Origin of the sequence: Streptomyces sp. ISL-36, from assembly GCF_018614205.1 — a bacterium.
Classification (GTDB): Bacteria; Actinomycetota; Actinomycetes; order Streptomycetales; family Streptomycetaceae; genus Streptomyces.
In genome coordinates this window covers 69,375-89,728 of the sequence record NZ_JAGGOS010000019.1, presented here as the reverse complement: position 1 = coordinate 89,728, position 20,354 = coordinate 69,375, and the positions used below count along the sequence as shown (strand labels likewise).

Here is a 20,354-nt window from a genome sequence, read left to right as displayed (position 1 = left end):
TGTTGCGAACGACTCGCAATTAAACAGTATGTAAAGGGGTGGGGGCACGTGGGCCCCTTACTCTGGCCGGAAACCCGGGGTCACGCCGGTGCCGGGAGGTCGACCAGTGCGGCGATCGCGTCCTGGTGCCGGCCGGCCGACCCGAGGGCGATCTGATCGGACTTGGCCCGCTTGAGTGCCAGGTGGGCCGGGTGCTCCCACGTCATACCGATGCCGCCGTGCAGCTGGACGCACTCCTCCGCCGCGTGGACGGCGACCTTCGAGCAGTACGCCTGGGCGACGGCCACGGTCAGCGGCGCCTCCGGGCTGCCGGTGGCCAGCGCGTCGGCCGCCGCGCGGGCCGCCGCCCGGGCGTTCACAACCTCCAGCCAGAGCTGCGCCATCCGGTGCTTGAGCGCCTGGAAGGAGCCGACGGGCCGGTTGAACTGGTAGCGCTCGCGGGTGTGGCGGACGGTCTCCTCCAGGCACCACTCGGCGAGCCCGAGCTGCTCGGAGGCGAGAAGTCCCGCACCGCAGAGCAGCCCGCGCCGGATCGCGGCCGTGGCCGTCTCCGCGTCGGCGAGACGGGTGCCGGTGGCACGGGCCGTGGTCACCGCCGCGAGCGGCCGGGTCAGGTCGAGCGGGGTCCGCGGCTCGACGACCGCGTCGGACGCCGGAACCGCGTGGAGGCCGTCCGCGCGCGGTACGAGGAAGACGTCCGCGACGACGGCGTCGGCGACGCCGGTCACGGGGCTCGCGGAGGGGTCCGGGACGGTGCCGGGCGCCGTCGACAGCGGCACGGCGAGGACCGCCACCGTACGGCCGCTCGCGAGTCCGGCGAGCAGCTCGGCCACCGGTCCGCTCTCCGTGTCCAGCGCGAGCAGCGTCTCGGTGGCCACGACCGCGCTGGTCAGGTACGGGGCGGGGGTCACCGCGCGGCCCAGCTCCTCCAGGACCACGGCCGCCTCGCGGTGGCTCGCTCCCTGGCCGCCGAGCTTCTCGGGCACGAGCAGTCCGGCCGCGCCCATGTCGCCGGCGAGGGACTTCCAGAGGCCGGGCACGTACGGGTCGCCGGTCTGGATCCGGCCGAGCAGGGTCTGGGCGTCGGCCCGGTCGAAGAGCAGGGCGCGGACCGCCGCCCGCAGGTCGTCCTCGGTCTCGGAGTAGAGCAGATCCGTCATCGCGCGAGGTCCTTCCAGGCGACGTCCTTGTCGTTGCGGGGCTCGGCGGGCAGGCCGAGGACGCGTTCGGCGACGATGTTGAGCAGCACCTCGGTCGTACCGCCCTCGATGGAGTTGCCCTTCGAGCGCAGATAGCGGTAGCCGGCGTCGCGGCCGGTGAAGTCGACGAGCTCGGGGCGGCGCATGGTCCAGTCCCCGTACAACAGCCCCTCCTCACCGAGGAGTTCGACCTCCAGACCGCTGATGGCCTGGTTGAGCCGGGCGAAGCCCAGCTTCATCGCGCTGCCCTCGGGGCCGGGCTGTCCGGCGACGAGCTGCTGCCGGAGCCGTTCGCCGGTGAGCCGGGCGACCTCGGAGTCGACCCAGAGGTCGAGCAGACGCCGGTGCAGATCGTGGGTGCGCAGTTCGGGGCGCTCGCGCCAGGTCCTGGCGACCGGGCCGATCATGCCGCCCTCACGGGGGATGCGGGCGCCGCCGATCGAGACGCGCTCGTTCATCAGGGTGGTCTGGGCCACCCGCCAGCCGTCACCGACCTCGCCGAGGCGGTGGGCGTCGGGGATGCGGACGTCGGTGAGGAAGACCTCGTTGAACTCCGCCTCGCCGGTGATCTGGCGCAGCGGTCGCACCTCGACGCCCGGGTCGGTCATGTCGCAGATGAAGTAGGTGATGCCTCGGTGCTTGGGCAGGTCGGGGTCGGTGCGGGCGATCAGGATGGCCCAGCGGGCGACGTGCGCGCTGGAGGTCCACACCTTCTGGCCGTTCACCACCCATGTGTCGCCGTCGCGCACGGCGCGGGTGCCGAGCGCGGCCAGGTCGGAGCCGGCGCCGGGCTCGCTGAAGAGCTGGCACCACACCTCCTCGCCGACCCAGAGGGGCTTGAGGAAGCGCTGCTTCACCTCCTCGGAGCCGTACGCGAGGACGGTCGGCGCGGCCATGCCGAGGCCGATCCCGATCCGGCGTGGGTCGTTGTCGGGCGCTCCGGCGGCGGTCAGTTCGGCGTCGACGACGGCTTGGAGGGAGCGCGGTGCGTCGAGTCCGCCGAGGCCGACGGGGTAGTGGACCCAGGCGAGCCCGGCGTCGAAGCGGGCCCGGAGGAAGTCCTCGCGCGCCGTGGTGGCGGGCGGGTGTTCGGCGAGCAACCGCTGCGTACGGGTGAGGAGTTCGGTGGCGTCCGTCATGCGCGGGCCCCTTCCGGGAGGACGACCAGACGGCCGGTGGTGACGCCCTCGGCGACCCGTTGCACGGCGTCGGCCGCGTCGGCGAAGGGCACCCGCTCGGTGACGAGCGGTTTGATCAGCCCCTTGGCCGCGTAGGCGGTGAGGGTCTCGTGGCAGCGCAGGACCGAGGCCGGGTCCTTGAGGTTGTACAGCCCCCAGTGCAGGCCGAGGATGGAGTAGTTCTTGACGAGGGCGTGGTTGAGGGCGGGCGAGGGGATGGAACCGCTCGCGAAGCCGACGACGACGATCCGGCCCTCGAAGGCGACGAGCTTGGCGGACTGCGCGTAGGCCGTGCCGCCGACCGGGTCGTAGATCACATCGGCACCCCGTCCGCCGGTGGCCTCCTTGACCGCGGCGACGACGTCCTCGGCGTGCCGGTCGACGACGACGTCGCAGCCGAGCGCGCGGGCGACCTCGGCCTTCTCCGCTCCGCCGACCACCCCGACGACCGTGGCACCGGCCGCCTTGCCGAGCTGGACGGCGGCGCTGCCGACCCCGCCCGCGGCCGCGTGCACGAGCAGCGTCTCGCCCTCTTTGAGGGCGGCCCTGCGGTGCAGGCCGAACCAGCCGGTCTGGTAGCCGATGTGGAGGGCGGCGGCCTCGGCGTCGTCGAGCGCCTCGGGCGCGGGGAGCACGGCGGCCTCGTCCGCGACCGCGTACTCGGCGAGGCCGCCGTACGGAAGGGCCGGGGTGGCGATGACGCGGCGCCCGTCCTCGGTCTCACCGCAGATCTCCACCCCGGGGGTGAAGGGCAGCGGAGGCCTCACCTGGTACTGGCCCCGGCAGAGCAGCGCGTCGGGGAAGTTGATGTTCGCGGCGCGGACCTTGAGCAGAAGCTGCCCCTCCCCGGGGACGGGCAGGTCCACCTCGTCGCGCTGCATCACCTCGCCCGGCTCGCCGTTTTCGTGCACTCGCCATGCCTGCATCGAGATCCTCCACCAGCCGTCGTCCGTACTGCGCGGTCGGTCGCATACTAAGCGGTCGCTTGCCCTCCGGGGAACCGTACGCCGGGGACTTCTCAGGACTTCTTCGGGCGCGCCCGCACGTGCATCCGTTCCCCCTGCGGCCCGAACAGGCTCAGGAACTCCACGGGCCCGTCAGGGGTCGGCCCGAACCAGTGCGGCACGCGCGTGTCGAACTCCGCCGCCTCCCCCGCCGCCAGCACCACATCGTGCTCACCGAGGACGAGCCGCAGCTTCCCCGCGAGCACGTACAGCCACTCGTACCCCTCGTGGACCCGCGGGTCGGGGTTCTCGTACGGCTTGTCCTGCACGACCTTGTACGCCTGCAGCCCCCCGGGCTGGCGGGTCAGCGGATACATGGTGCGGCCGTGGCGCACGATCGGCTTCGCGCGCACCCGGGGGTCGCCGACCTGGGGCGCGCCCACGAGTTCGTCGAGGGGGACCTGGTGGGCCCGGGCGATGGGGAGCAGCAGTTCCAGGCTGGGTCTGCGCTGCCCGGACTCCAGCCGGGAGAGCGTGGACACGGAGATGCCGGTGGAGGCGGAGAGGTCGCCCAGGGTGGCCCCGCGCTCGCGCCGGATCCGCCGAAGTCGCGGGCCGACGTCGTTCAGCACCTCGTCGATGCGTTCGTCCTCAGTCATGGATCTATTGCAGAAACAGCAAGAATGTTTGTCAAGCCCGCCCTCCCCGAGCGAAGGTCGGGGCATGAGCGCACACGAGAGCACACACGAACAGCAGCGGTACGACGTCGTGGTGGTCGGCGGCGGCGCGGCGGGACTGAGCGCGGCCCTGATCCTCGGCCGGTCGCGGCGCCGGACGCTGGTCGTCGACGCCGGCGAGCCGCGCAACGCCCCGGCCGCCCACATGCAGGGCTTTCTCTCCCGCGACGGTATGAACCCGGCGGAGTTCCTGGAGGCGGGTCGGCGCGAGATCGCCGCCTACGGGGTGGAGTGGCGGGCCGGCCTGGTCACACGGGCGGTCCCCAACGAGGTGGACGGCTTCGAGGACGGCTTCGAGGTGACGATCGACGGCGAGCACACCGTACGGACCCGGCGGCTGATCGTCACCACCGGCCTGGTGGACGGACTCCCGGAGATCGACGGGGTCGCCGAGCGGTGGGGCCGGGAGGTGCTGCACTGCCCGTACTGCCACGGCTGGGAGGTCCGCGACCGGGCGTTCGGGGTGATCGCGCACCCCGTCATGCCCGCGCACCAGGCCCTGATGGTCTCGCAGTGGTCCGACGACGTGACCCTCTTCCTGCATACGGCCCCACCGCTGTCCGAGGAGGACCGCGGCCGGGTGGCCGCGGCCGGTATCACGGTGGTGACGGGCGAGGTGGCCGGCCTGGTCGTCGAGGACGACCGGATGACCGGCGTACGGATGGCGGACGGGCGGCTCGTCGAACGGTCCGTGCTCTTCGTCGGCACCCGGATGACGCCCCGGGACGAGCTGCTGACGGAGCTCGGCGCCGCGACCCACGACACGCCCCTCGGGACGTTCGTGACGGTGGACGCGACGGGCCGGACCAGCGTGCCCGGCGTATGGGCGGCGGGCAACGCGATCGGCCCCGCGGAACAGGCGATCAACGCGGCGAGCGGCGGATACCGGGCGGGCGTGACGGTCAACGCGGAACTGATCCTCGCCGACCTGGACCGGAAGGCCGCCGCATCCACGGCCGGGTGACGGCCCTTCAGTTCTCGGCCCGGACGCGCTATCGATGCGGCATGACGAGCGAAGCGACCGATCCGCCGGGACTGCCCGCCCCTCCCCCGCCCGGTACGAGCGCGCTGCCACCGGGGACGTACGAGGGGCGGGTGGTCCTGGTGACCGGCGGCGGGTCCGGTCTCGGGAAGGCGATCGCGGCCGAGTTCGCCCGGCTCGGGGCCGATCTGCTGATCGCCGGGCGGACGGCCGGACGCCTGGAGGCGGCGCGCGAGGAGCTGGCGCGGGCGGGCGACGGGCGGGTGGCGGTCGCGGCCTGCGACATCCGCGAGCCCGCCGCCGTCGCCAGGACCTTCGACGCCTGCGAGGACGCGTTCGGCTCACGACCCGATGTGCTGGTGAACAATGCGGCGGCGAACTTCCCCGTACCGGCGGAGGAGCTGTCGCCCAACGGGTGGCGGGCGGTCGTCGACATCACGCTCACGGGCACGTGGTTCATGACCCGGGAGTTCGCCCGGCGCCACCTCGCCGCGGGGACGCCGGGCTCCGTCGTGAACATCGGGGCCTCCTACGCGTGGACCGGCGGCCCGGGCTTCGCCCACTCGGCGGCGGCGAAGGCGGGGGTGAAGAACCTGGTCGAGACGCTGGCCGTGGAGTGGGGCCCGTACGGGATCCAGGTCAACGGACTGGTGCCGGGGCTGATGCCGCACCCCGACATGACGGCCGACATCCGGGGCGCCCTCGACCGTGCTCCGGACCAGGACGCGCGGCAGCCGGCGCTGCGCGTGGGTCATCCGCGCGAGCTGGGCTGGGCGGCCACCTTCCTCGCCTCCCCCTACGCCCGTTTCATCTCGGGGCACACCCTGGTGGTCGACGGGGCGAACTGGCAGCGGCGGGCGCTCGTGGGCGATCCGGTGGTGCCGGTGCGCGAGCAGCTGGGGCGACGGGCGTTCGGGGACTGACGCGCGCTGGTCCACGCGGATGAACCCCGACGGGTGGGGCTGCGCGCGCGGGGCGCAGCGGCGAGGATCGGCGATGGTGGCCGGACGATCTCCGGAAGCGGAAAGACAGGACAGACCACATGCTCGGTACCGACTTCACCAAGGGCTCCCCCAGCTGGCTCGACCTCGGCACTCCCGACACGGCGGCCGCCGCCGGGTTCTACACCGGCGTCTTCGGCTGGGACTTCGAGTCGGCCGGCCCGGACGCGGGGGGTTACGGCTTCTTCAAGCAGGACGGCAAGACCGTGGCGGCCCTCGGTCCGCTCACGGAGGAAGGCGCGAGCTCCGCCTGGACGCTGTACTTCCAGTCGCCCGACGTCGATGCCACGGCGAAGGCCGCCGAGCAGAACGGCGGGACCGTGCGCGCCGAGCCCTTCGACGTCATGGACGCCGGCCGGATGGCCCAGCTGACCGACCCGGGCGGCGCCGAGTTCGCCGTGTGGCAGCCGGCCTCGACCAAGGGCCTGGAGAGGACGTCCGAGGACAACACCCTGTGCTGGGCCGAGCTGCACGTCGCCGACCCGCGGGTGGCCCTCGACTTCTACGGGAAGCTGTTCGGCTGGCGCTCGCAGGAGATGGAGGCGCCCGGGATGACGTACCGGGTGCTGTCCACCGCCGAGGGCGACCAGCAGGACGCCTCCTTCGGCGGAATCGCCGAGCTGCAGGACGGCGGGGAGGAGGCGCGCTGGGTCCCGTACTTCGGTGTCGCGGACGCGGACGAGATCGTCGCCCGGACGCAGGGGAACGGCGGATCGGTCCTCATGCCGGCGGCGGACGTCCCGGATGTGGGCAGGATCGCGTGGCTCGCCGACCCGTTCGGAGCCACGTTCGCCGTCCTGAAGCCCGCACCGCAGATGTAGGACCCGGCTCGGGCCGCCTGGTCACCGGCCGCGGCCGCCGACCGGACTCATCGGCCGTGGTCGCCGACCGGACTCATCGGCCGCGGTCGCCGTCCGGAGTCGTCGGCCGAAGGCATCGACCGGAGTTGTCGGCCGGAGGCATCGACCGGAGTTGTCGTCCGGAGGCGGCGACCGCGGTCACCGGCCCTCGAACCTCGGGGGCCGGTGCTCGGCCTTCGCCGCGTAGCCCTCGCGGGCGTCCTCCGAGGTCAGCGTGAGGGCCGCGGCGAGGGCGGTGCGGTCGAGGGCGGCGGCCATGCCGCGGTCGGCGTAGGCGTCGATGTTCCGCTTGATCGCGCGGACGGCGAGGGGCGCGGCCCGTGCGACGGCGGCGGCCGTCTCGCGTGCGGTCGGCTCCAGCTCCTCGGGCGGCGTGACGAGCTGGACCAGGCCGAGCCTCTCGGCGGTGGCCGCGTCGATGCGGCGACCGGTGAGGGCGAGGTACTTGGCCCAGCCCGCGCCCGCCTCGCGCGCGATCCGCAGATCGCCACCCGCGTCCACGGCCACGCCGATCCCCGCCTCCGGCAGGGCGAAGACGGCGTCGGTGGCGGCGATGCGCACATCGGCCATGAGAGCGAGCTCGAAGCCGAACCCGAGGCAGTAGCCCTGGACCGCGGCCACGACCGGCTGGGGCAGTCCGGCGAAGACCGCGAACCGCTCATGCACCCAGCGGATGCCCTCCTCGTAGCGCCCGGCCCGCTCGGCCGCCGATCGTCCGGTGATCGCCCCGCCCGGCGCGGTGACATCGATCCCGGCACAGAACGCCCGCCCCTCGGCGCGCAGCAGCACGACCCGCACCCGCTCGTCGAACCGGATCCGGTCGGCCATGATGCCGAGCTGCCGACTCGCCTCCCAGCTCCAGCCGTTGAGCTTCTCGGGCCGGCAGAGGGTCAGCACGCCGATGCCGTCCTGGACGTGGAGCGAGAGTCGCTCCTCCCCCTCGGGAATCCCGTGGTCGAGCGTGTCGATCACCGCGCACCTCCCCCATCCTGACGATCCGTCAGACTACCGGGGGAACACCTCGAAGGCGACCGTCGGGCGGCCTCCGTAGCGGGCGGCGAAGCGCTGGTTGTTGCCGGCGAGGAAGGTACGGACGTACTCCTCCGGATCCTCGTCCGTCAGGGCCTCGATATAGGCGCGGTGGGCGAGGAGGGAGTGGACGGACCGTTCGAGGCCGGGGGTGGCATCGACGGCGTGGGTCGGGGTGGTCGAGCCGGCGACCGCGACCCAGCGGACGCCGTTCCACGGCTCCACGCCGCGCTCGGTCAGTTCGGGGAAGATCCAGCGGTTGCCCGCGTCGCCCGCCGCGTCCAGCGTGGCGCGGCCGACCGCGACATGGTCGGGGGTGTTCCAGGCCCCGCCGACCGCCGGGCCCCAGGTGTCCCGGTGGTTGAGGGTGAGGACCAGCTCGGGGCGGTGACGGCGGATGGCCGCCGCGATGTCGCGGCGCAGCCCGAGCCCGTACTCGATCACACCGTCCCGGTGGTCCATGAACTCCACCGTCGAGACACCGACGATCTCCGCGCTCGCCCGCTGCTCCCGCTCCCGCAGCGGGCCGCACGTGGCGGGGTCGAGGGAGTCGATACCGGCCTCGCCGCGCGTGGCGAGGACGTAGGCGACCTCCTTGCCCTCGTCCGTCCAGCCGGCGATGGCGGCGGCGCAGCCGTACTCGAGGTCGTCGGGGTGGGCGACCACGGCGAGGGCGCGCTGCCAGTCGCCGGGCATGTCCTCCAGCTGCGGGGCCTGTTCGTTCATGTCAATCATGCGCGCAGGATACGGGCTCAGACGGGGACCGCCCCGGAGAGGATCACCGAGCGGGACACATGGCGCGGCCGGTCCGGGTTGAGGCCGCGGCGGGCGGCCAGGGTGACCGCGAGACGCTGGGCGCGGACCAGGGCCGCGACCGGGTCGATCGCGTCGGCGGCGAACAGCGCACCGGTGGTCTCGACCTCGTCGCGCAGGCCGGCCGGGGCCGGCCCGAGGCACCACACCAGGCTGGCCCGGTCGCTGATGCTGATCGGCCCGTGCCGGTACTCCATCGCGGCGTACGACTCGGTCCAGGCGCGGGCCACTTCGCGGAGCTTCAGGGCAGCCTCGTCGGCGAGCCCGACCGTCCAGCCCGTCCCGAGGAAGGTGAACTGGCCGCGCCTCTCCCAGGCGGCCGGCAGCGGCTCGTACAGGGCGAGTTCGGCATCGACGATCGACGGGGTCAGGTCCACACCGAGGCCCCCGCGGAGCAGTTGGAGCGCCGTGGTGGCGAACCGGGTCTGGACGACGGAGCGTTCGTCGGCGAAGCCGAGGCCGATCACCCGGTCGGCGTGGTGCGCGGCCCGGCTGTCGGGGACCCCGGTCACCACGAGAGTCGGGGTGCGGCCGGAGGCGCGGGCGAGCAGCGTCGCCACCTCCGTCGTCGTACCGGAGCGGGTCAGGGCGACGATCCGGTCGTAGCCCCGGCCGAGCGGGGTGTCGTCGGAGGCCGGGAAGGCGTCGGTCTCGCCCGCGCCGAGCGATTCGCGCAGGGCCGCGTAGGCGCGGGCGATGAAGTACGAGGTGCCGCAGCCGACGACCGCGACCCGCTCACCGCGGCGGGGCAGCAGCTCGGCCTGGGCGGCGGCCGTCTCGGCTGCGCGGCGCCAGCAGTCGGGCTGGCTGGCGATCTCGGCGGTGACGTGGGTGGTCATGTCCGGGTCCTCTCCTCATGGGTGGTCCGGATCGAGTTCTACCGGCCCTCGTCAAGAGCGAACAATGAGCAATCCGTGCTCACCGCTTGGACTTTTGCACGCGGTCCTCCGCACGGCCGCCGCGCGCCGTCGCCCCGCAGGAGGCCCGGACGACCAGTCTCGGCCGCAGCTGCACCTGATGGAGCGGGGAGGCGTCCCCCTCCGCGAGCCTGCGCAGCAGGATCTGCGCGGCGAGCCTGCCCACCTGGTACTTGGGCGGCGAGACGGCCGTCAGCGGGGTCTCGGCGACATCCGCGAACTCGTTGTCGTAGCTGATCAGGGCGAGGTCCTCGGGGACCCGCAGTCCGGCGCGGCGGGCGGCGGCCAGGACGAGGGCGGCCTCGCGGTCGCCGAAGCAGAGACCGGCGGTGACACCGGCCGCCCGCGCGTCGGCGACGGCCCGGTCGGCCCGTTCCGGGTTCCAGCCCTCCCGCTCCTCCCGTACGTTCAGGGGGGCGTGGAGACCGAGGTCGGCGACGGCCCGGGCGAAGCCGGACTCGATGGGCGCGGTGGTGGGCGCGTCGGAGCGGACGAGAAGCGCCAACCGTTGGTGGCCCAGTGCCCGCAGATGGCGTACGGCGTCGTACGCCCCGCCCTCGTGGTCGGTGCAGACGTGCTCGGTGGGGTCGCCGGGGCCGTGCGTCGCGGCCAGCCGGCGTTCGACGAGGACCGCGGGGACGGGCAGGGCCAGGAGTTCCTCGGCGCGCCGGCCGGGATCGACGGCGGTGTGCAGGGTGGGAACCAGCAGCAGTCCGTGGACGCCCGAGGAGAGCAGCCGGCGGACGGCGGCGTCCTCCTCGGCGGGGTCGTAGTGCGAGCAGGCCAGGACGAGCCGCGCACCGGCCGCGGCGAGCTCCTTCTCGATGCCCTGGAGGACCCGGGGGTAGTAGAAGGCGGTGTCGGGGACGAGGACGCCGACGACCCTGCGGTCGCCCGGGTCCTCCTCGCGGCGGTGGGAGGCGAACGTCCCGGCGCCCTGACGGCGTTCGACCAGACCGAGGGCGACGAGGTCCTCGTACGCCCGGCGGACCGTGGTCACCGACAGTCCTGTCTCTGTGGCCAGGGCCCGCTCGGTGGGGAGCTTGCTGCCGGGGGGCCAGGTGCCGTCGAGGATGCCGCGCCGCAGTTCCGCCATGAGGGCCCGGAACTTCAGCTCCCGTCCGGACGCCGGAACCTCGTTGCCTGCCACCCCGGGCCCCCCGCGAACTCGCCTCGATTGCTGACCGATTGCGCGGCGAATCCTATCCCCGGACGATCAGATCTCACCCCGTGCGAGGGCGAGCAGCCGGTCGAGGACGCGCGGGCCGCCCGCCCGTACGCCGTCGTGCTCGAACTCGTCGGTCACCCAGGTCCGCAGGCCCCGGATCGCGCGGGCGGTCTCCAGGGAGTGGGCGGTGTCCACGTACAGGTCGTCGTGGTAGACGGCGGCCGCCACCGGCACCTCGTTGAGGGCCAGCCGCGCCGGGTCGTAGAGCGGGGCCCAGTCGGTCCGCTCGGCCAGCAGGTGGGCGGTCTCGCGCAGCGGGCGCAGGGCCGGGTCGGTCTCGAAGTGCCAGGGGTGCACGGTCTCGCCGGTGAACAGGAGCGGATCGTCACCGGCGAGGGTCTTCGCGGCGTCGAACGCGGGGAACTCGGCGCGGACGCGTTCGGCGGCCCAGGCGGTGGGGCCCTGCCCCTGGGCGTAGATCGCCTCGTGGAGCACGGCGTACAGCGGATGGCCGGCGTACGACAGGACGGCCTGGACGTTCTCCAGGAAGGCGTCCGAGAGTGCGGGGCCGCCGGGCGTCGGGACGAAGGCGTCCTCCAGGAGGAGGTGGAGCTGGTGGGTGCCCTCGCCACTGCCGAGGAGGATGCCGAGGGACTGGAAGGCCTGCGGGGTGAGCACGCCGCCGTGGGGGAGCGTGACCGGCCGCTCCAGGAGGTGGGCGGCGATCCGGCGGGCCCGTTCGACGTCCTGCGGGTAGCGGGCGTAGTGCGCCTCGGCCTTGCGCCGGATACGGGGGTAGGCCGCGCGGTAGACCTCGTCGGCGCCCGCGTGCAGGGACGGCAGGCCGCCGGTGACGAGGACGGTCCTGAGCCCTTCGGGTGCGGTCGAGAGGTAGTGGGTGGCGCAGAAGCCGCCGAAGCTCTGGCCGAGGACGGTCCAGCGGGCGCCGCCGGTGAGGCGCTTCCGGATGAGCTCGCAGTCCTTGACGATCGAGTCGGCCCGGAAGTGGGCGAGGTAGTCGGCCTGCTGGGCGGGTGTGCCGCGCAGCGGGAGGGTCTGGCGGGTGGCGGGGGTGGAGTTGCCGGTACCGCGCTGGTCGAGGAGGAGGACGCGGAACTCCTGGACGGCCCGGCCGAGCCAGGCCTGCCGGCCGATGAAGCGGCGGGCCCCGAAGCCGGGCCCGCCCTCCAGGTACACCAGCCACGGCAGGTCCGCCCCTGCCTTGTCGCTCGCGACGGCCTCACGGCCGTAGACCTCGATCTGCTCGCCCTCGGGGTCGGCGTGGTCGAGCGGGACGGTGAAGCGGCGGTCGGTGAGGACGAGGCCGGGCTGGCGGTAGCTGGTCAATGCTGCTCCTGTTCGATACGCCCCCGCCCGCCCAGTGGATCACAGGGCACGGGGCGGGGGCGCATCGAGGAGGCGTTCAGGAGGTGGGGAAGTTGTCGGCCGTCCTGATCCGGTCGCGGATCCAGACCCCGGCGGGCTTGAGCGAGCCGGTACCGGCCCACGGTCCGTTGCCGGAGCAGGTGCCGCTGGTGAAGACGGCGCCGCTGCGGTCGTCGTCGGAGAAGTTCCAGTTCACCCAGCTGATCTTCTTGGCGGCCATGAGATCGATGAACCGCTGGCTCATGGCGAAGTCGTTGGCGCCCTCACCGGCGTAGTTCTGGGTGCCGAACTCGGTGACGAAGACGGGCAGCTTGTCGGCGGCGCGGGAGAGCGTGTTCAGGTACTCGTCGCGGTGCGAGTACGCGTAGAAGTGGAAGGTGTACATGATGTTGGAGGCGTTCACCGGGCTGGCGACGACCTCTGACTCGTCGGCGCCCTCGGAGACGCCGAGCGAGGACCACGCGCGCGTGCCGACGAGGATCGGGGTCTCGGCGTCCTTGGCGCGGATGACGGGGATGAGCTGTTCGGCGTAGCTCTTGATCCGGGACCAGGCGACACCGCTGGGCTCGTTGGCGATCTCGTAGAGCAGGTTGGTCTTGGAGCCGTGGCGCTGGGCGATCTCGGTGAAGAAGGTCTTGGCGCGGGCCAGGTTGTAGTGCGGGTCGCCGGGGTCGAGCATGTGCCAGTCGACGATCACGTACATGCCGCGGGCGGTGGCCTGTTCGATGAGCGAGTGGGCCAGGTCGGTGAACTTCCGCGGGTCCGTCTCGTACCCCTCCTCCTGGACGTAGGTGGAGACGCGCAGCACGTCGGCGTTCCAGTCCTTGGCGAGCGCGTCGAGGGAGCCGCCGGTCAGACACTGGCTGTACCACTGGGTGCCGTGGCTGGACATGCCGCGCAGCTGGATGGGCTTGCCGTGGGTGTTGCAGAGCTTGGTGCCGCAGACCTTGAGCTGCCCGTTGATCGCGGCCGGCGTGGTGCCGGTGGACGGTGGGGCGGTGGCGGTGTCGACCTTCAGGTGGTCGAGGTTGGGGCCGCCGTTCGCGGTGGTGGCGGTGGCACGGATGGTGTTGGCGCCGGCCTTGAGGTCGGCGGTGACGGTGGTGGTGGCCCAGCTGGTCCACGCTCCGGTGCCGGCGAAGGCCTTGCCGGAGGCGGCCACCGCGCCGTTGACGGCGATGTCCATGGGGCGGTTGGTGGTGGTGCCGTTGGCGTACCGGAGGGTGAGGGTCGCGGTGCCCGCCTGGGCGGCGTCGACGTTCCACTGGACGTAGCTGCCGGCGGTGTTGTCGTAGTTGACGAACCCGGTGCCGGTGAAGCCGGTGTGGTTGGACTCGGCCACGCCCTGGGAGAGGGTGGCGTTCTCCGCCTCGTGGGTCACGGGGGCGGCGACCGCGGCCGGTGGCGCGGCGGCGAGGCCGAGGACCAGGGCGGCCACGGCGGTGCCGGCGGCACCCAGTGAGCGCAGAGAGGGACGTGCCGATCGTGCCGGTGTCATGGGGGTCTCCACGGAACGATGGATTGGAAGGAAAGTTTCCTAACGGATGGATAGCAGCCCGACCGACCGCCTCGCAAGGGTCATGACAAGAGACGGTGTTCAGCGGGCTGTCCGCGCCCCGGACGGGCCCGGTCCCCTGCGGCCCGCCCGGGCGCCTCCTAGCATGTGATCCATGATCCGGTTCGAGCAGGTCGGCAAGGTGTACGCGGACGGCACCACCGCCGTCGACGGCCTCTCCTTCGACGTCGCCGAGGGCGAACTGGTCACCCTGGTCGGCCCGTCCGGCTGTGGCAAGACGACCACGATGATGATGGTCAACCGGCTCATCGAGCCGACCTCCGGCCGGATCCTGGTCGACGGCCGGGACATCGCGAAGGTCGATCCGGTGAAGCTGTGGCGGAGCATCGGATACGTGATCCAGCAGATCGGGCTCTTTCCCCACCGCACGGTCCTCGACAACACGGCGACCGTCCCCTCACTGATCGGCTGGAGGAGGTCGAAGGCCCGGGCCCGCGCCGCCGAACTCCTCGACCTCGTCGGCCTCGACCCCAAGACCTACGGCGCCCGCTACCCCGCCCAGCTCTCCGGCGGACAGCGCTGGGGGTCCCCCCGAAGGCAGGGGGAGCGTCGGCGTGGCCCGCGCCCGGCCGCCGACCCTCCCCCTACCCAAGGGTGGGGGACCCCCAGTCCTGCTGATGGACAAACCCTTCGGCGCCGTCGACCCCGTGGTGCGCGAGCGGCTGCAGAACGAGTTCCTGAACCTGCAGGCCACCGTCCGCAAGACGGTCCTCCTCGTCACCCACGACATCGAGGAGGCGGTGCGGATGGGCGACCGTATCGCCGTGTACGGGCAGGGGCGCATCGAGCAGTTCGACACCCCGGCGACCGCCCTCGGCACGCCCGCCACGCCGTACGTCGCCCAGTTCGTGGGCGCGGACCGGGGCCTGAAGCGGCTCTCGGTGACGGCGATCGAACCCGACGACCTGGAACAGCCGCCGCTCGCACGGCTCGAGGAGCCCGCGGCCGCCGCAGCGGCCCGGCTGCGCGCCGACGGGGCACGCTGGGCGGTGGTGCTCGGCGGCGACGGCGATCTGCACGGCTGGGTGTCCGCCGATGCGCTCTCCCTGGCCGGGGAGGAGGGGACGGTCGGGGATCTGGCCCGCCGCATGGAGGCATGGGTGCCGGTCGGCGCGCCGCTGAAGCAGGCGTTCAGCGAGATGCTCCAGCACGACGCCGGCTGGGTGGCCGTCCTCGACGGCACCCGCTTCCTCGGCGTCCTCACCCCGGCCAAACTGCACGAGGCGCTGCGGCGCTCGGTGGACGCGGACGCTCAGGGCGTGGCACGGGGAGAGGTCGAGTTCGACTCGGTCGCCGACGCGTGAGCGCACGCGCGCGCTGAGGGCAACCGGACGCGGGCCGGGGGCTCGGGGCGGGGGCGTGGGGCGGGAGCGCGGGCCGGGGGGCGTGGGGCGCGCGCCGGGAGCGCGGGGAGAGGGACGCCGGCGTACGGGCGCGGGCCGGGGAGCCGGCCTACGGTGCCGGGAGCAGTCCCTTCTCCCGCAGGAAGTTCTTCGCGACGTCCTGCGGGAGGCGGCGCCAGCTGTCGACCTGTTCATTCAGCTGCGCCAGATCGGCGGTGGTCAGGACCGTGTTGAGGCGGCCGAGGGCCCCGGTGACACCCGCACCGCCCGCCCGGGAGCGGTTGACGACCGGCACGATGTGGTCGGCGTTCTGCAGTCGTTTGTCGTCGGCGAGCAGGACGAGCCCGAAGTCGTCGAGCGTGGCATCGGTGGTGGTCGTCAGGACCATCTGGTCCCGACCGCTCTGCACGGCCTGTTTGGCCTGGGTGGTGCCGACGCCCTTCGGGTCGACGCCGAGGACGTCGATGCCGTACGTCTTCTTCAGACCCGGCGCGCAGTAGGGCCGCTGGACGCATTCGTCGCCCGCCGCAAGCCGTACGGGCGGCTTCGCCGCGCCCAGGTCGCTCAGCGTCTTGAGCCGGTGCTCGGTCGCGTACGCGGCGGTGACCGCGCACGCCGGGCGGGCCGTTCGGGCCGTTACGGCTGTCCCGGCCGCGGGCGAGCCTCCCAGACACGCCCTACGCGGGGTGGGGGACGAAGCGGAATCCGCTGCGGGGGCGGGTGGGGATGCGGTGGAGCGGAATCCTCAGGTCCTGTTCGGGGACGGTGTACTCCAGCCGGGACAGTTCGGTGGACAGGGCGGCGAGGACGGCGACGGTGATGTCCTCCCCTGGGCACCGATGGCCGCTCTTGGCATCGCCGCCGCCCTGCGGGATCAGCTCGTCGCGCACCGGCGCCCGGCGCAGGAACCGCTCGGGGTCGAAGCGGTAGGGGTCGTGCCAGAGTCCGGGGTCGTGGTTCTGGCCGTAGACGTCGAGCAGGAGCAGGGTGCCGGCGGGGATGTCCTCGCCGTCCCGGCGCAGGTCGCCGGCGGCCAGACCGCCGACGAACGGCACGAACGGGTAGAAGCGGCGGACCTCGTGGGCGAAGGGTTCGGCGTACGTCTCGGTGTACGGCTCCGCGTACGAGCCGTCGTCCTCGCGCAGCAGGTGGCGCTGGCCAGGCCACCGGTCCATCGCGTGGGCGGCGAAGGCGACGAACCAGGCGATGGCGACGGTGGGGCGCACGATGTTGAGGAGTTCGACGGCGGCCGTCCGCGCGTCCAGCTCCTCGCCGTCGGCGTCACGGTGGCGTACGACCGCGTCGAACGGGGTGCCGGGGGCGTGGAGGGCTCCGCCGCGTGCCTCCTCGACCAGCCGGGCGAGGGTCTGCTCCTGGCGGGTGCGGGCGCGCCTGGCCCTCAGGTGGCGCGGACCGGCGGTGGCGAAGCCGTCCACCATGGCGACACAGTCCTCGGCCATGCGCTCGGTCTGTTCCTCCGTCAGCGGCACGCCGGCCCATGCGCAGGCCGCTCGGGCCAGGACCCGCGCGGCCTCGTCGAACAGCACCACCTCCCGGCCGTGCGGCGGTGCGAACGTCCGCTGCCACTCGTCCCGGACCCTGTCCACCAGCTCGGCGACCCCCGCCGGGTCGGTGAGCTCGCCCAGGAACAGTGCCTTGCGTACGCGGTGGTCCTCGGCGTCCAGGGTGTGGACGGCGCCGCGGCCGAAGAGGGTGTCCAGGACGGGCCCGGGCAGGGCCCCGTGGCGCCGCACATGGTTCTCGTCGTAGAAGAACCGGACGGCGTCGGGGCCGTGGAGGGCAACCGTCGGGCGCCCCAGGAGCCGGGTCCGCACCGAGCCGCCGTCGCTGCGGCGGCGCAGGTCGGGGAGCCAGGCGTATCCCTTGAGGAGCAGGGCGGCGGTGCTGTCGAGTGTCATCGGGGCCATGCCCGCCCAGGTTCCCGGTCCTCGCCGTGACACTCCTGCGGGCCGGAGATTTCACCCGGCTGCTCCCCTGCTCCCCGGCTCGCGGCTCCCCCAGGGCAGGGGCAGCGGTTGCCGTGCGGCGCCGGACCGCCCGCTGCGGCGGTTCTCGACAGGGAGCCGGACCGTCCGGTGCGGCGGTTCTCACAGGGCGCCGGCCGCCACCCGCAGGTCGGCGACGAGGCCCGCGTAGGCACTCTCACGGTCGTCGGCGCGCAGGACGGCGGACGGGTGGAGGGTCGCCACGACCTGGGGGCCGCCGTCCGCGCCCGGCATGGGGAGCAGCGCCCCGCGGTCGGCGCCGACACGGAACCCACGGCCGAGGACGGCCTTGCCCGCGGTCGCGCCGAGCACCACCACCACACTCGGGTCCACCAGTCGCAGTTCGGCCTCCAGCCACGGGCGGCAGGCCGTCATCTCGCGCAGGCTGGGTGCCTTGTGGATCCGGCGCTTCCCCGGCCCGGACCGGGTGAACTTGAAGTGCTTCACGGCGTTGGTGAGGTACGCGTCCTCCTCGTCGATGCCCGCCTCGCGCAGCGCCTTGGCGAGCAGCCGGCCCGCGGGCCCCACGAAGGGTTCGCCCTGGCGGTCCTCCTGGTCGCCGGGCTGCTCGCCGACGAGCAGGAGGCGGGCGGCGGGGTCGCCGCGGCCGAACACCGTCGCCGTCGCCTCGGCGAAGAGGGGGCAGCCCCGGCAGCCGGCAGCGGCCCGGCGGTAGGCCGCCAGGCCGCCTGTCCGCGGCAGGTACGGTGTGGCGTCATACCCTTCGCCGGGACCTTCCCCGGTGCCTTCGGCGGGCCGGTCCGGTGTGTCCTTTCCGGTCATCGCGGGTCTCCGATCGTCAGCCTTCCCGCCCGGCGCCCGGATCAGCCGGGGTACTCCTCGTGGAGGTCGTCGGGCCGGGGCTCGTGTTCCTCGCGCAGGGCCCGCTCGCTGCGTTCCTTGAGCTGCTCGCCCTGCTCGCGCAGGCGGGCCGCCTCCTCGGGGTCGGTGCTGCGACGCGCCCGTTGCAGGAGGTGTTCCGCCTTGTCGCGCTGGTACTGGGCGTGGGCGTGAGCGCCCTCGCCCTCTCGCCCGCTCTCCTCGTGCCGTGCCACGATGCGCCTCCTCCGCCGTCTTCTGGGGCAGCGGCTTCCCCCGGCGGAGGATGGAAAACCACGGTCGCGCCGCCTCCTGACGCCTGGCGGGACGACGCCGGCGGCATGGGACCCGGGCGGCCGGCGGCGTGGGCCGACGGCCCCGGGCCCCCGTGCGCTCAGCTCTCCTGGATGACGGAGAGGACGTTCCCGGCCGGGTCCGTGAACCAGGCGATCGCCGCCGGACCTTCGTCGCCGCCACCGCCCCGGACGACGCCCTTCTCGTCCCCGCCGAACTCGGGGTACCGCTCCAGGCGCACCCCGCGCTTCTCCAGCTCCTCGACCGCCGCGTCGATGTCGTCCACGGGGAAGTTGAGGATGGTGAACGTCGCCGGAGTGTGGTTGTCCTTGGGGTAGACGAACACCTGGGCGCCTCCGCCGAGCGTGAGGGAGAGCATCCTCATGTCCCCGGAACCGCTCTCCTCGACCCGGAGCCCGAGCGTGTCTCCGTAGAACTGCTTGGCCTTGCCGAGGTCGTCCACCGAGAAACCGCTGAACGCCTTCGCCTGTCCGAACATCGTCGTCTTCCCTTCACGCGTGTGCCGCTCGACTGGTCCCAGGGCACACCACGGCGACCGCCCGTCGTTCCCCTCGCCACGCGGAAACGTCCGGATGGTCGCCGGGCGTCACCCTCAGGGAGCGATCGGCAGCCGCCGCTTGTGGTCGGTGAGCTCGTAGCGGCGGACGATCGCGTCGAAGGCCTCCTCGCTCACCGGCTTGCCCTCCAGGAAGTCGTCGATGTCGTCGTACGTCACACCGAGCGCGTCCTCGTCGGGCTTGCCCGGGTCGAGCGTCTCCAGGTCGGCCGTCGGGGTCTTCCACACCAGCTCCGAGGGGGCTCCCAGGGCCTCGGCGACGGCCCGCACCCGGCGCTTGGTCAGACCCGTGAGCGGCACGACGTCGGCCGCTCCGTCGCCGTACTTGGTGAAGAACCCGGAGACGGCCTCCGCGGCGTGGTCGGTGCCGACGACAAGGCCGTCGTGGGCGCCGGCGACGGCGTACTGGGCGATCATCCGCTGCCGGGCCTTGATGTTGCCCTGGACGAAGTCCTGGTGGTGGGCGTCTCGGAAGCCCACTCCCCCGGCCAGGCAGGCGGCGAGGGCGGCGTCGCTCGCGGGCCTGACATCCACGGTCAGGACCTGGTCGGCGGCGATGAAGCCCAGGGCGAGCTGGGCGTCCTTCTCGTCGGCCTGGACTCCGTAGGGCAGCCGCATGGCGTAGAAGGTGGCCTCGTGTCCGGCGGCCCTGGCCCGCTCCACGGCGAGCTGGCAGAGCCGTCCCGCCGTCGTGGAGTCCACGCCTCCGCTGATGCCGAGGACGAGGCAGCGAAGGCCCGTGGAGGTGAGGCGCTCGGTGAGGAAGGCCACCCGGCGCTCGATCTCGACGAGAGGGTCGAAGGTCTCGGAAACCTCGAGTTCCCGGGCGATCTGCTGCTGCAGGGCGATGGGCGCCGGGTCGGTCACGGAGTGCTCCTCGGGATGGGTCGGTGGTACGGAGGGGGCGCGGGCCTCGGGACGCCGGGGAGGCGTCCGGTGCCGGAGCCGGGGACGACTCTATGCGTCGCCCCGCGGCCGTGCCCCGCGGCCCCGCCCCTCAGTGACCGCGCGCCCGGCGGGTCGCCACGGCCCCGTCCCTCAGTGGTCGCGCGCCCGGCGGGTCGCCGCCCGCTCCCGGAGGAACACGCGCACGAATCCGACCGCGCCCCGGATCAGCAGCACGTTGACGAGGGCCCCGCCCACGACGGGCACCAGCGAGCCGAGGGCGATCCCCGGTTCGGTGGCCTGGTCCGCGGGCGGGTCGGCGGGGCCGAAGAGGGCCGACGTCAGGTAGAGGAGCACGGTCACCACGGCCGACCCCGGGAAGGACAGGAGGTGCAGCACGGCGAGGCGGTCCGGGGAGCCGTCCGTGAGGACGAGCACCAGGCCGGCGACGGCGGTCGCGCCGACGTACAGGGCGGCGGCGGAGAGGGCCCGGTGGCGGGGGCGCATCGAGATCATGCCCACATTATTGAACACGTTCAAGCCCCTGGTGGCATCCGGGCCCAGAAAGGAAGGGCCGACGGGCCGGCACCCGCACCCCTGGACAGGCTCGACCGGGAGCGGATCCGTCCCGGGCTCTTTA

General features: G+C 73.2%; 19 protein-coding genes and 2 pseudogenes. 4 read left to right on the top strand and 17 right to left on the bottom strand.

The genetic code is table 11. The features are described from left to right. Positions 1–80 precede the first annotated feature (80 nt). The 4 genes from J7E93_RS05150 to J7E93_RS05135 all read right to left on the bottom strand — a co-directional run bounded on the left by J7E93_RS05150 (position 81) and on the right by J7E93_RS05135 (position 3,980). Entirely contained in the window at positions 81–1,160 is a 1,080-nt protein-coding gene (locus J7E93_RS05150) for an acyl-CoA dehydrogenase family protein (protein ID WP_215066037.1), read from the bottom strand. Further along, positions 1,157–2,338, bottom strand: a complete 1,182-nt coding sequence (locus tag J7E93_RS05145) for an acyl-CoA dehydrogenase family protein (RefSeq protein ID WP_215066036.1) — start codon at positions 2,336–2,338, stop codon at positions 1,157–1,159. Before J7E93_RS05145 ends, J7E93_RS05150 begins: the two co-directional genes overlap by 4 nt. After that, complete coding sequence (locus J7E93_RS05140; RefSeq protein ID WP_215066035.1) at positions 2,335–3,303, bottom strand: NADPH:quinone oxidoreductase family protein; 969 nt, start codon at positions 3,301–3,303, stop codon at positions 2,335–2,337. The genes J7E93_RS05145 and J7E93_RS05140 overlap by 4 nt, the downstream gene beginning before the upstream one ends. A 92-nt stretch (positions 3,304–3,395) precedes the next feature. Next, on the bottom strand, positions 3,396–3,980 hold the full coding sequence (locus tag J7E93_RS05135; RefSeq protein WP_215066034.1) for a helix-turn-helix domain-containing protein: 585 nt from the start codon (positions 3,978–3,980) through the stop codon (positions 3,396–3,398). Between the two features lie 64 nt (positions 3,981–4,044). Here J7E93_RS05135 and J7E93_RS05130 point away from each other — a divergent pair, with 64 nt between their 5' ends. The 3 genes from J7E93_RS05130 to J7E93_RS05120 all read left to right on the top strand — a co-directional run bounded on the left by J7E93_RS05130 (position 4,045) and on the right by J7E93_RS05120 (position 6,862). Then, complete coding sequence (locus tag J7E93_RS05130) at positions 4,045–5,022, top strand: NAD(P)/FAD-dependent oxidoreductase (protein ID WP_215066033.1); 978 nt, start codon at positions 4,045–4,047, stop codon at positions 5,020–5,022. Positions 5,023–5,063: 41 nt separating this feature from the next. Further along, positions 5,064–5,963: an SDR family oxidoreductase gene (locus J7E93_RS05125; protein WP_215066032.1), complete on the top strand. Its 900-nt coding sequence runs from the start codon at positions 5,064–5,066 to the stop codon at positions 5,961–5,963. Between the two features lie 119 nt (positions 5,964–6,082). Continuing rightward, positions 6,083–6,862, top strand: coding sequence for a VOC family protein (locus J7E93_RS05120; RefSeq protein ID WP_215066031.1), 780 nt, complete (start codon positions 6,083–6,085; stop codon positions 6,860–6,862). Between the two features lie 177 nt (positions 6,863–7,039). Here J7E93_RS05120 and J7E93_RS05115 read toward each other — a convergent pair whose 3' ends face one another. From J7E93_RS05115 to J7E93_RS05090, 6 genes are all read right to left on the bottom strand, one after another. Next, the gene (locus tag J7E93_RS05115) at positions 7,040–7,873 is read right to left on the bottom strand and encodes an enoyl-CoA hydratase/isomerase family protein (protein ID WP_215066030.1); all 834 of its coding nucleotides are present in this window, start codon (positions 7,871–7,873) and stop codon (positions 7,040–7,042) included. Between the two features lie 33 nt (positions 7,874–7,906). Then, the gene (locus J7E93_RS05110; protein ID WP_374105358.1) at positions 7,907–8,656 is read right to left on the bottom strand and encodes a PIG-L deacetylase family protein; all 750 of its coding nucleotides are present in this window, start codon (positions 8,654–8,656) and stop codon (positions 7,907–7,909) included. A gap of 26 nt (positions 8,657–8,682) precedes the next feature. After that, positions 8,683–9,582: an SIS domain-containing protein gene (locus J7E93_RS05105; RefSeq protein ID WP_215066028.1), complete on the bottom strand. Its 900-nt coding sequence runs from the start codon at positions 9,580–9,582 to the stop codon at positions 8,683–8,685. 79 nt (positions 9,583–9,661) lie between these two features. Beyond that, entirely contained in the window at positions 9,662–10,810 is a 1,149-nt protein-coding gene (locus J7E93_RS05100; RefSeq protein WP_308367809.1) for a substrate-binding domain-containing protein, read from the bottom strand. A gap of 66 nt (positions 10,811–10,876) precedes the next feature. Continuing rightward, the gene (locus tag J7E93_RS05095; protein ID WP_215066027.1) at positions 10,877–12,175 is read right to left on the bottom strand and encodes an alpha/beta fold hydrolase; all 1,299 of its coding nucleotides are present in this window, start codon (positions 12,173–12,175) and stop codon (positions 10,877–10,879) included. A 76-nt stretch (positions 12,176–12,251) separates the two neighbouring features. Next, a complete protein-coding gene (locus J7E93_RS05090; RefSeq protein WP_215066026.1) occupies positions 12,252–13,712 on the bottom strand; it encodes a cellulase family glycosylhydrolase in 1,461 nt (486 codons plus the stop codon). A 172-nt stretch (positions 13,713–13,884) separates the two neighbouring features. On the opposite strand from J7E93_RS05090, the pseudogene J7E93_RS05085 reads away from it, so the two are divergent. After that, positions 13,885–15,094: pseudogene (locus tag J7E93_RS05085) on the top strand (ABC transporter ATP-binding protein). Positions 15,095–15,242: 148 nt separating this feature from the next. On the opposite strand, the pseudogene J7E93_RS05080 reads toward J7E93_RS05085, so the two are convergent. The 7 genes and pseudogenes from J7E93_RS05080 to J7E93_RS05050 form a co-directional block, all read right to left on the bottom strand. Next, positions 15,243–15,749 (bottom strand): annotated as a pseudogene (locus J7E93_RS05080) (glycine betaine ABC transporter substrate-binding protein); the annotation flags it as partial. Between the two features lie 61 nt (positions 15,750–15,810). Then, on the bottom strand, positions 15,811–17,061 hold the full coding sequence (locus J7E93_RS05075; RefSeq protein ID WP_215066025.1) for a cytochrome P450: 1,251 nt from the start codon (positions 17,059–17,061) through the stop codon (positions 15,811–15,813). Between the two features lie 180 nt (positions 17,062–17,241). After that, positions 17,242–17,922, bottom strand: coding sequence for a UdgX family uracil-DNA binding protein (locus J7E93_RS05070; RefSeq protein ID WP_215066024.1), 681 nt, complete (start codon positions 17,920–17,922; stop codon positions 17,242–17,244). Positions 17,923–17,963: 41 nt separating this feature from the next. Next, entirely contained in the window at positions 17,964–18,194 is a 231-nt protein-coding gene (locus J7E93_RS37970) for a DUF6381 family protein (protein WP_215066023.1), read from the bottom strand. 158 nt (positions 18,195–18,352) lie between these two features. Continuing rightward, on the bottom strand, positions 18,353–18,751 hold the full coding sequence (locus tag J7E93_RS05060) for a VOC family protein (RefSeq protein WP_215066022.1): 399 nt from the start codon (positions 18,749–18,751) through the stop codon (positions 18,353–18,355). A 114-nt stretch (positions 18,752–18,865) separates the two neighbouring features. Beyond that, on the bottom strand, positions 18,866–19,696 hold the full coding sequence (nadE, locus tag J7E93_RS05055) for an ammonia-dependent NAD(+) synthetase (protein ID WP_308367805.1): 831 nt from the start codon (positions 19,694–19,696) through the stop codon (positions 18,866–18,868). 171 nt (positions 19,697–19,867) lie between these two features. Next, positions 19,868–20,230 carry a hypothetical protein gene (locus J7E93_RS05050; protein ID WP_215066021.1) on the bottom strand — a complete coding sequence of 121 codons (363 nt, stop codon included), beginning with the start codon at positions 20,228–20,230 and terminating at the stop codon, positions 19,868–19,870. Between the last annotated feature and the right edge of the window lie 124 nt (positions 20,231–20,354).

Coding starts and splice junctions, on each gene's coding strand:
- J7E93_RS05075 (WP_215066025.1), bottom strand. CDS start 17,061: ATGGCCCCGATGACACTCGACAGCACCGCCGCCCTGCTCCTCAAGGGA.
- J7E93_RS05110 (WP_374105358.1), bottom strand. CDS start 8,656: ATGAACGAACAGGCCCCGCAGCTGGAGGACATGCCCGGCGACTGGCAG.
- J7E93_RS05070 (WP_215066024.1), bottom strand. CDS start 17,922: ATGACCGGAAAGGACACACCGGACCGGCCCGCCGAAGGCACCGGGGAA.
- J7E93_RS05125 (WP_215066032.1), top strand. CDS start 5,064: ATGACGAGCGAAGCGACCGATCCGCCGGGACTGCCCGCCCCTCCCCCG.
- J7E93_RS05060 (WP_215066022.1), bottom strand. CDS start 18,751: ATGTTCGGACAGGCGAAGGCGTTCAGCGGTTTCTCGGTGGACGACCTC.
- J7E93_RS05135 (WP_215066034.1), bottom strand. CDS start 3,980: ATGACTGAGGACGAACGCATCGACGAGGTGCTGAACGACGTCGGCCCG.
- J7E93_RS05140 (WP_215066035.1), bottom strand. CDS start 3,303: ATGCAGGCATGGCGAGTGCACGAAAACGGCGAGCCGGGCGAGGTGATG.
- J7E93_RS05105 (WP_215066028.1), bottom strand. CDS start 9,582: ATGACCACCCACGTCACCGCCGAGATCGCCAGCCAGCCCGACTGCTGG.
- J7E93_RS05130 (WP_215066033.1), top strand. CDS start 4,045: ATGAGCGCACACGAGAGCACACACGAACAGCAGCGGTACGACGTCGTG.
- J7E93_RS05145 (WP_215066036.1), bottom strand. CDS start 2,338: ATGACGGACGCCACCGAACTCCTCACCCGTACGCAGCGGTTGCTCGCC.
- J7E93_RS05050 (WP_215066021.1), bottom strand. CDS start 20,230: ATGATCTCGATGCGCCCCCGCCACCGGGCCCTCTCCGCCGCCGCCCTG.
- J7E93_RS05150 (WP_215066037.1), bottom strand. CDS start 1,160: ATGACGGATCTGCTCTACTCCGAGACCGAGGACGACCTGCGGGCGGCG.
- J7E93_RS05120 (WP_215066031.1), top strand. CDS start 6,083: ATGCTCGGTACCGACTTCACCAAGGGCTCCCCCAGCTGGCTCGACCTC.
- J7E93_RS05090 (WP_215066026.1), bottom strand. CDS start 13,712: ATGACACCGGCACGATCGGCACGTCCCTCTCTGCGCTCACTGGGTGCC.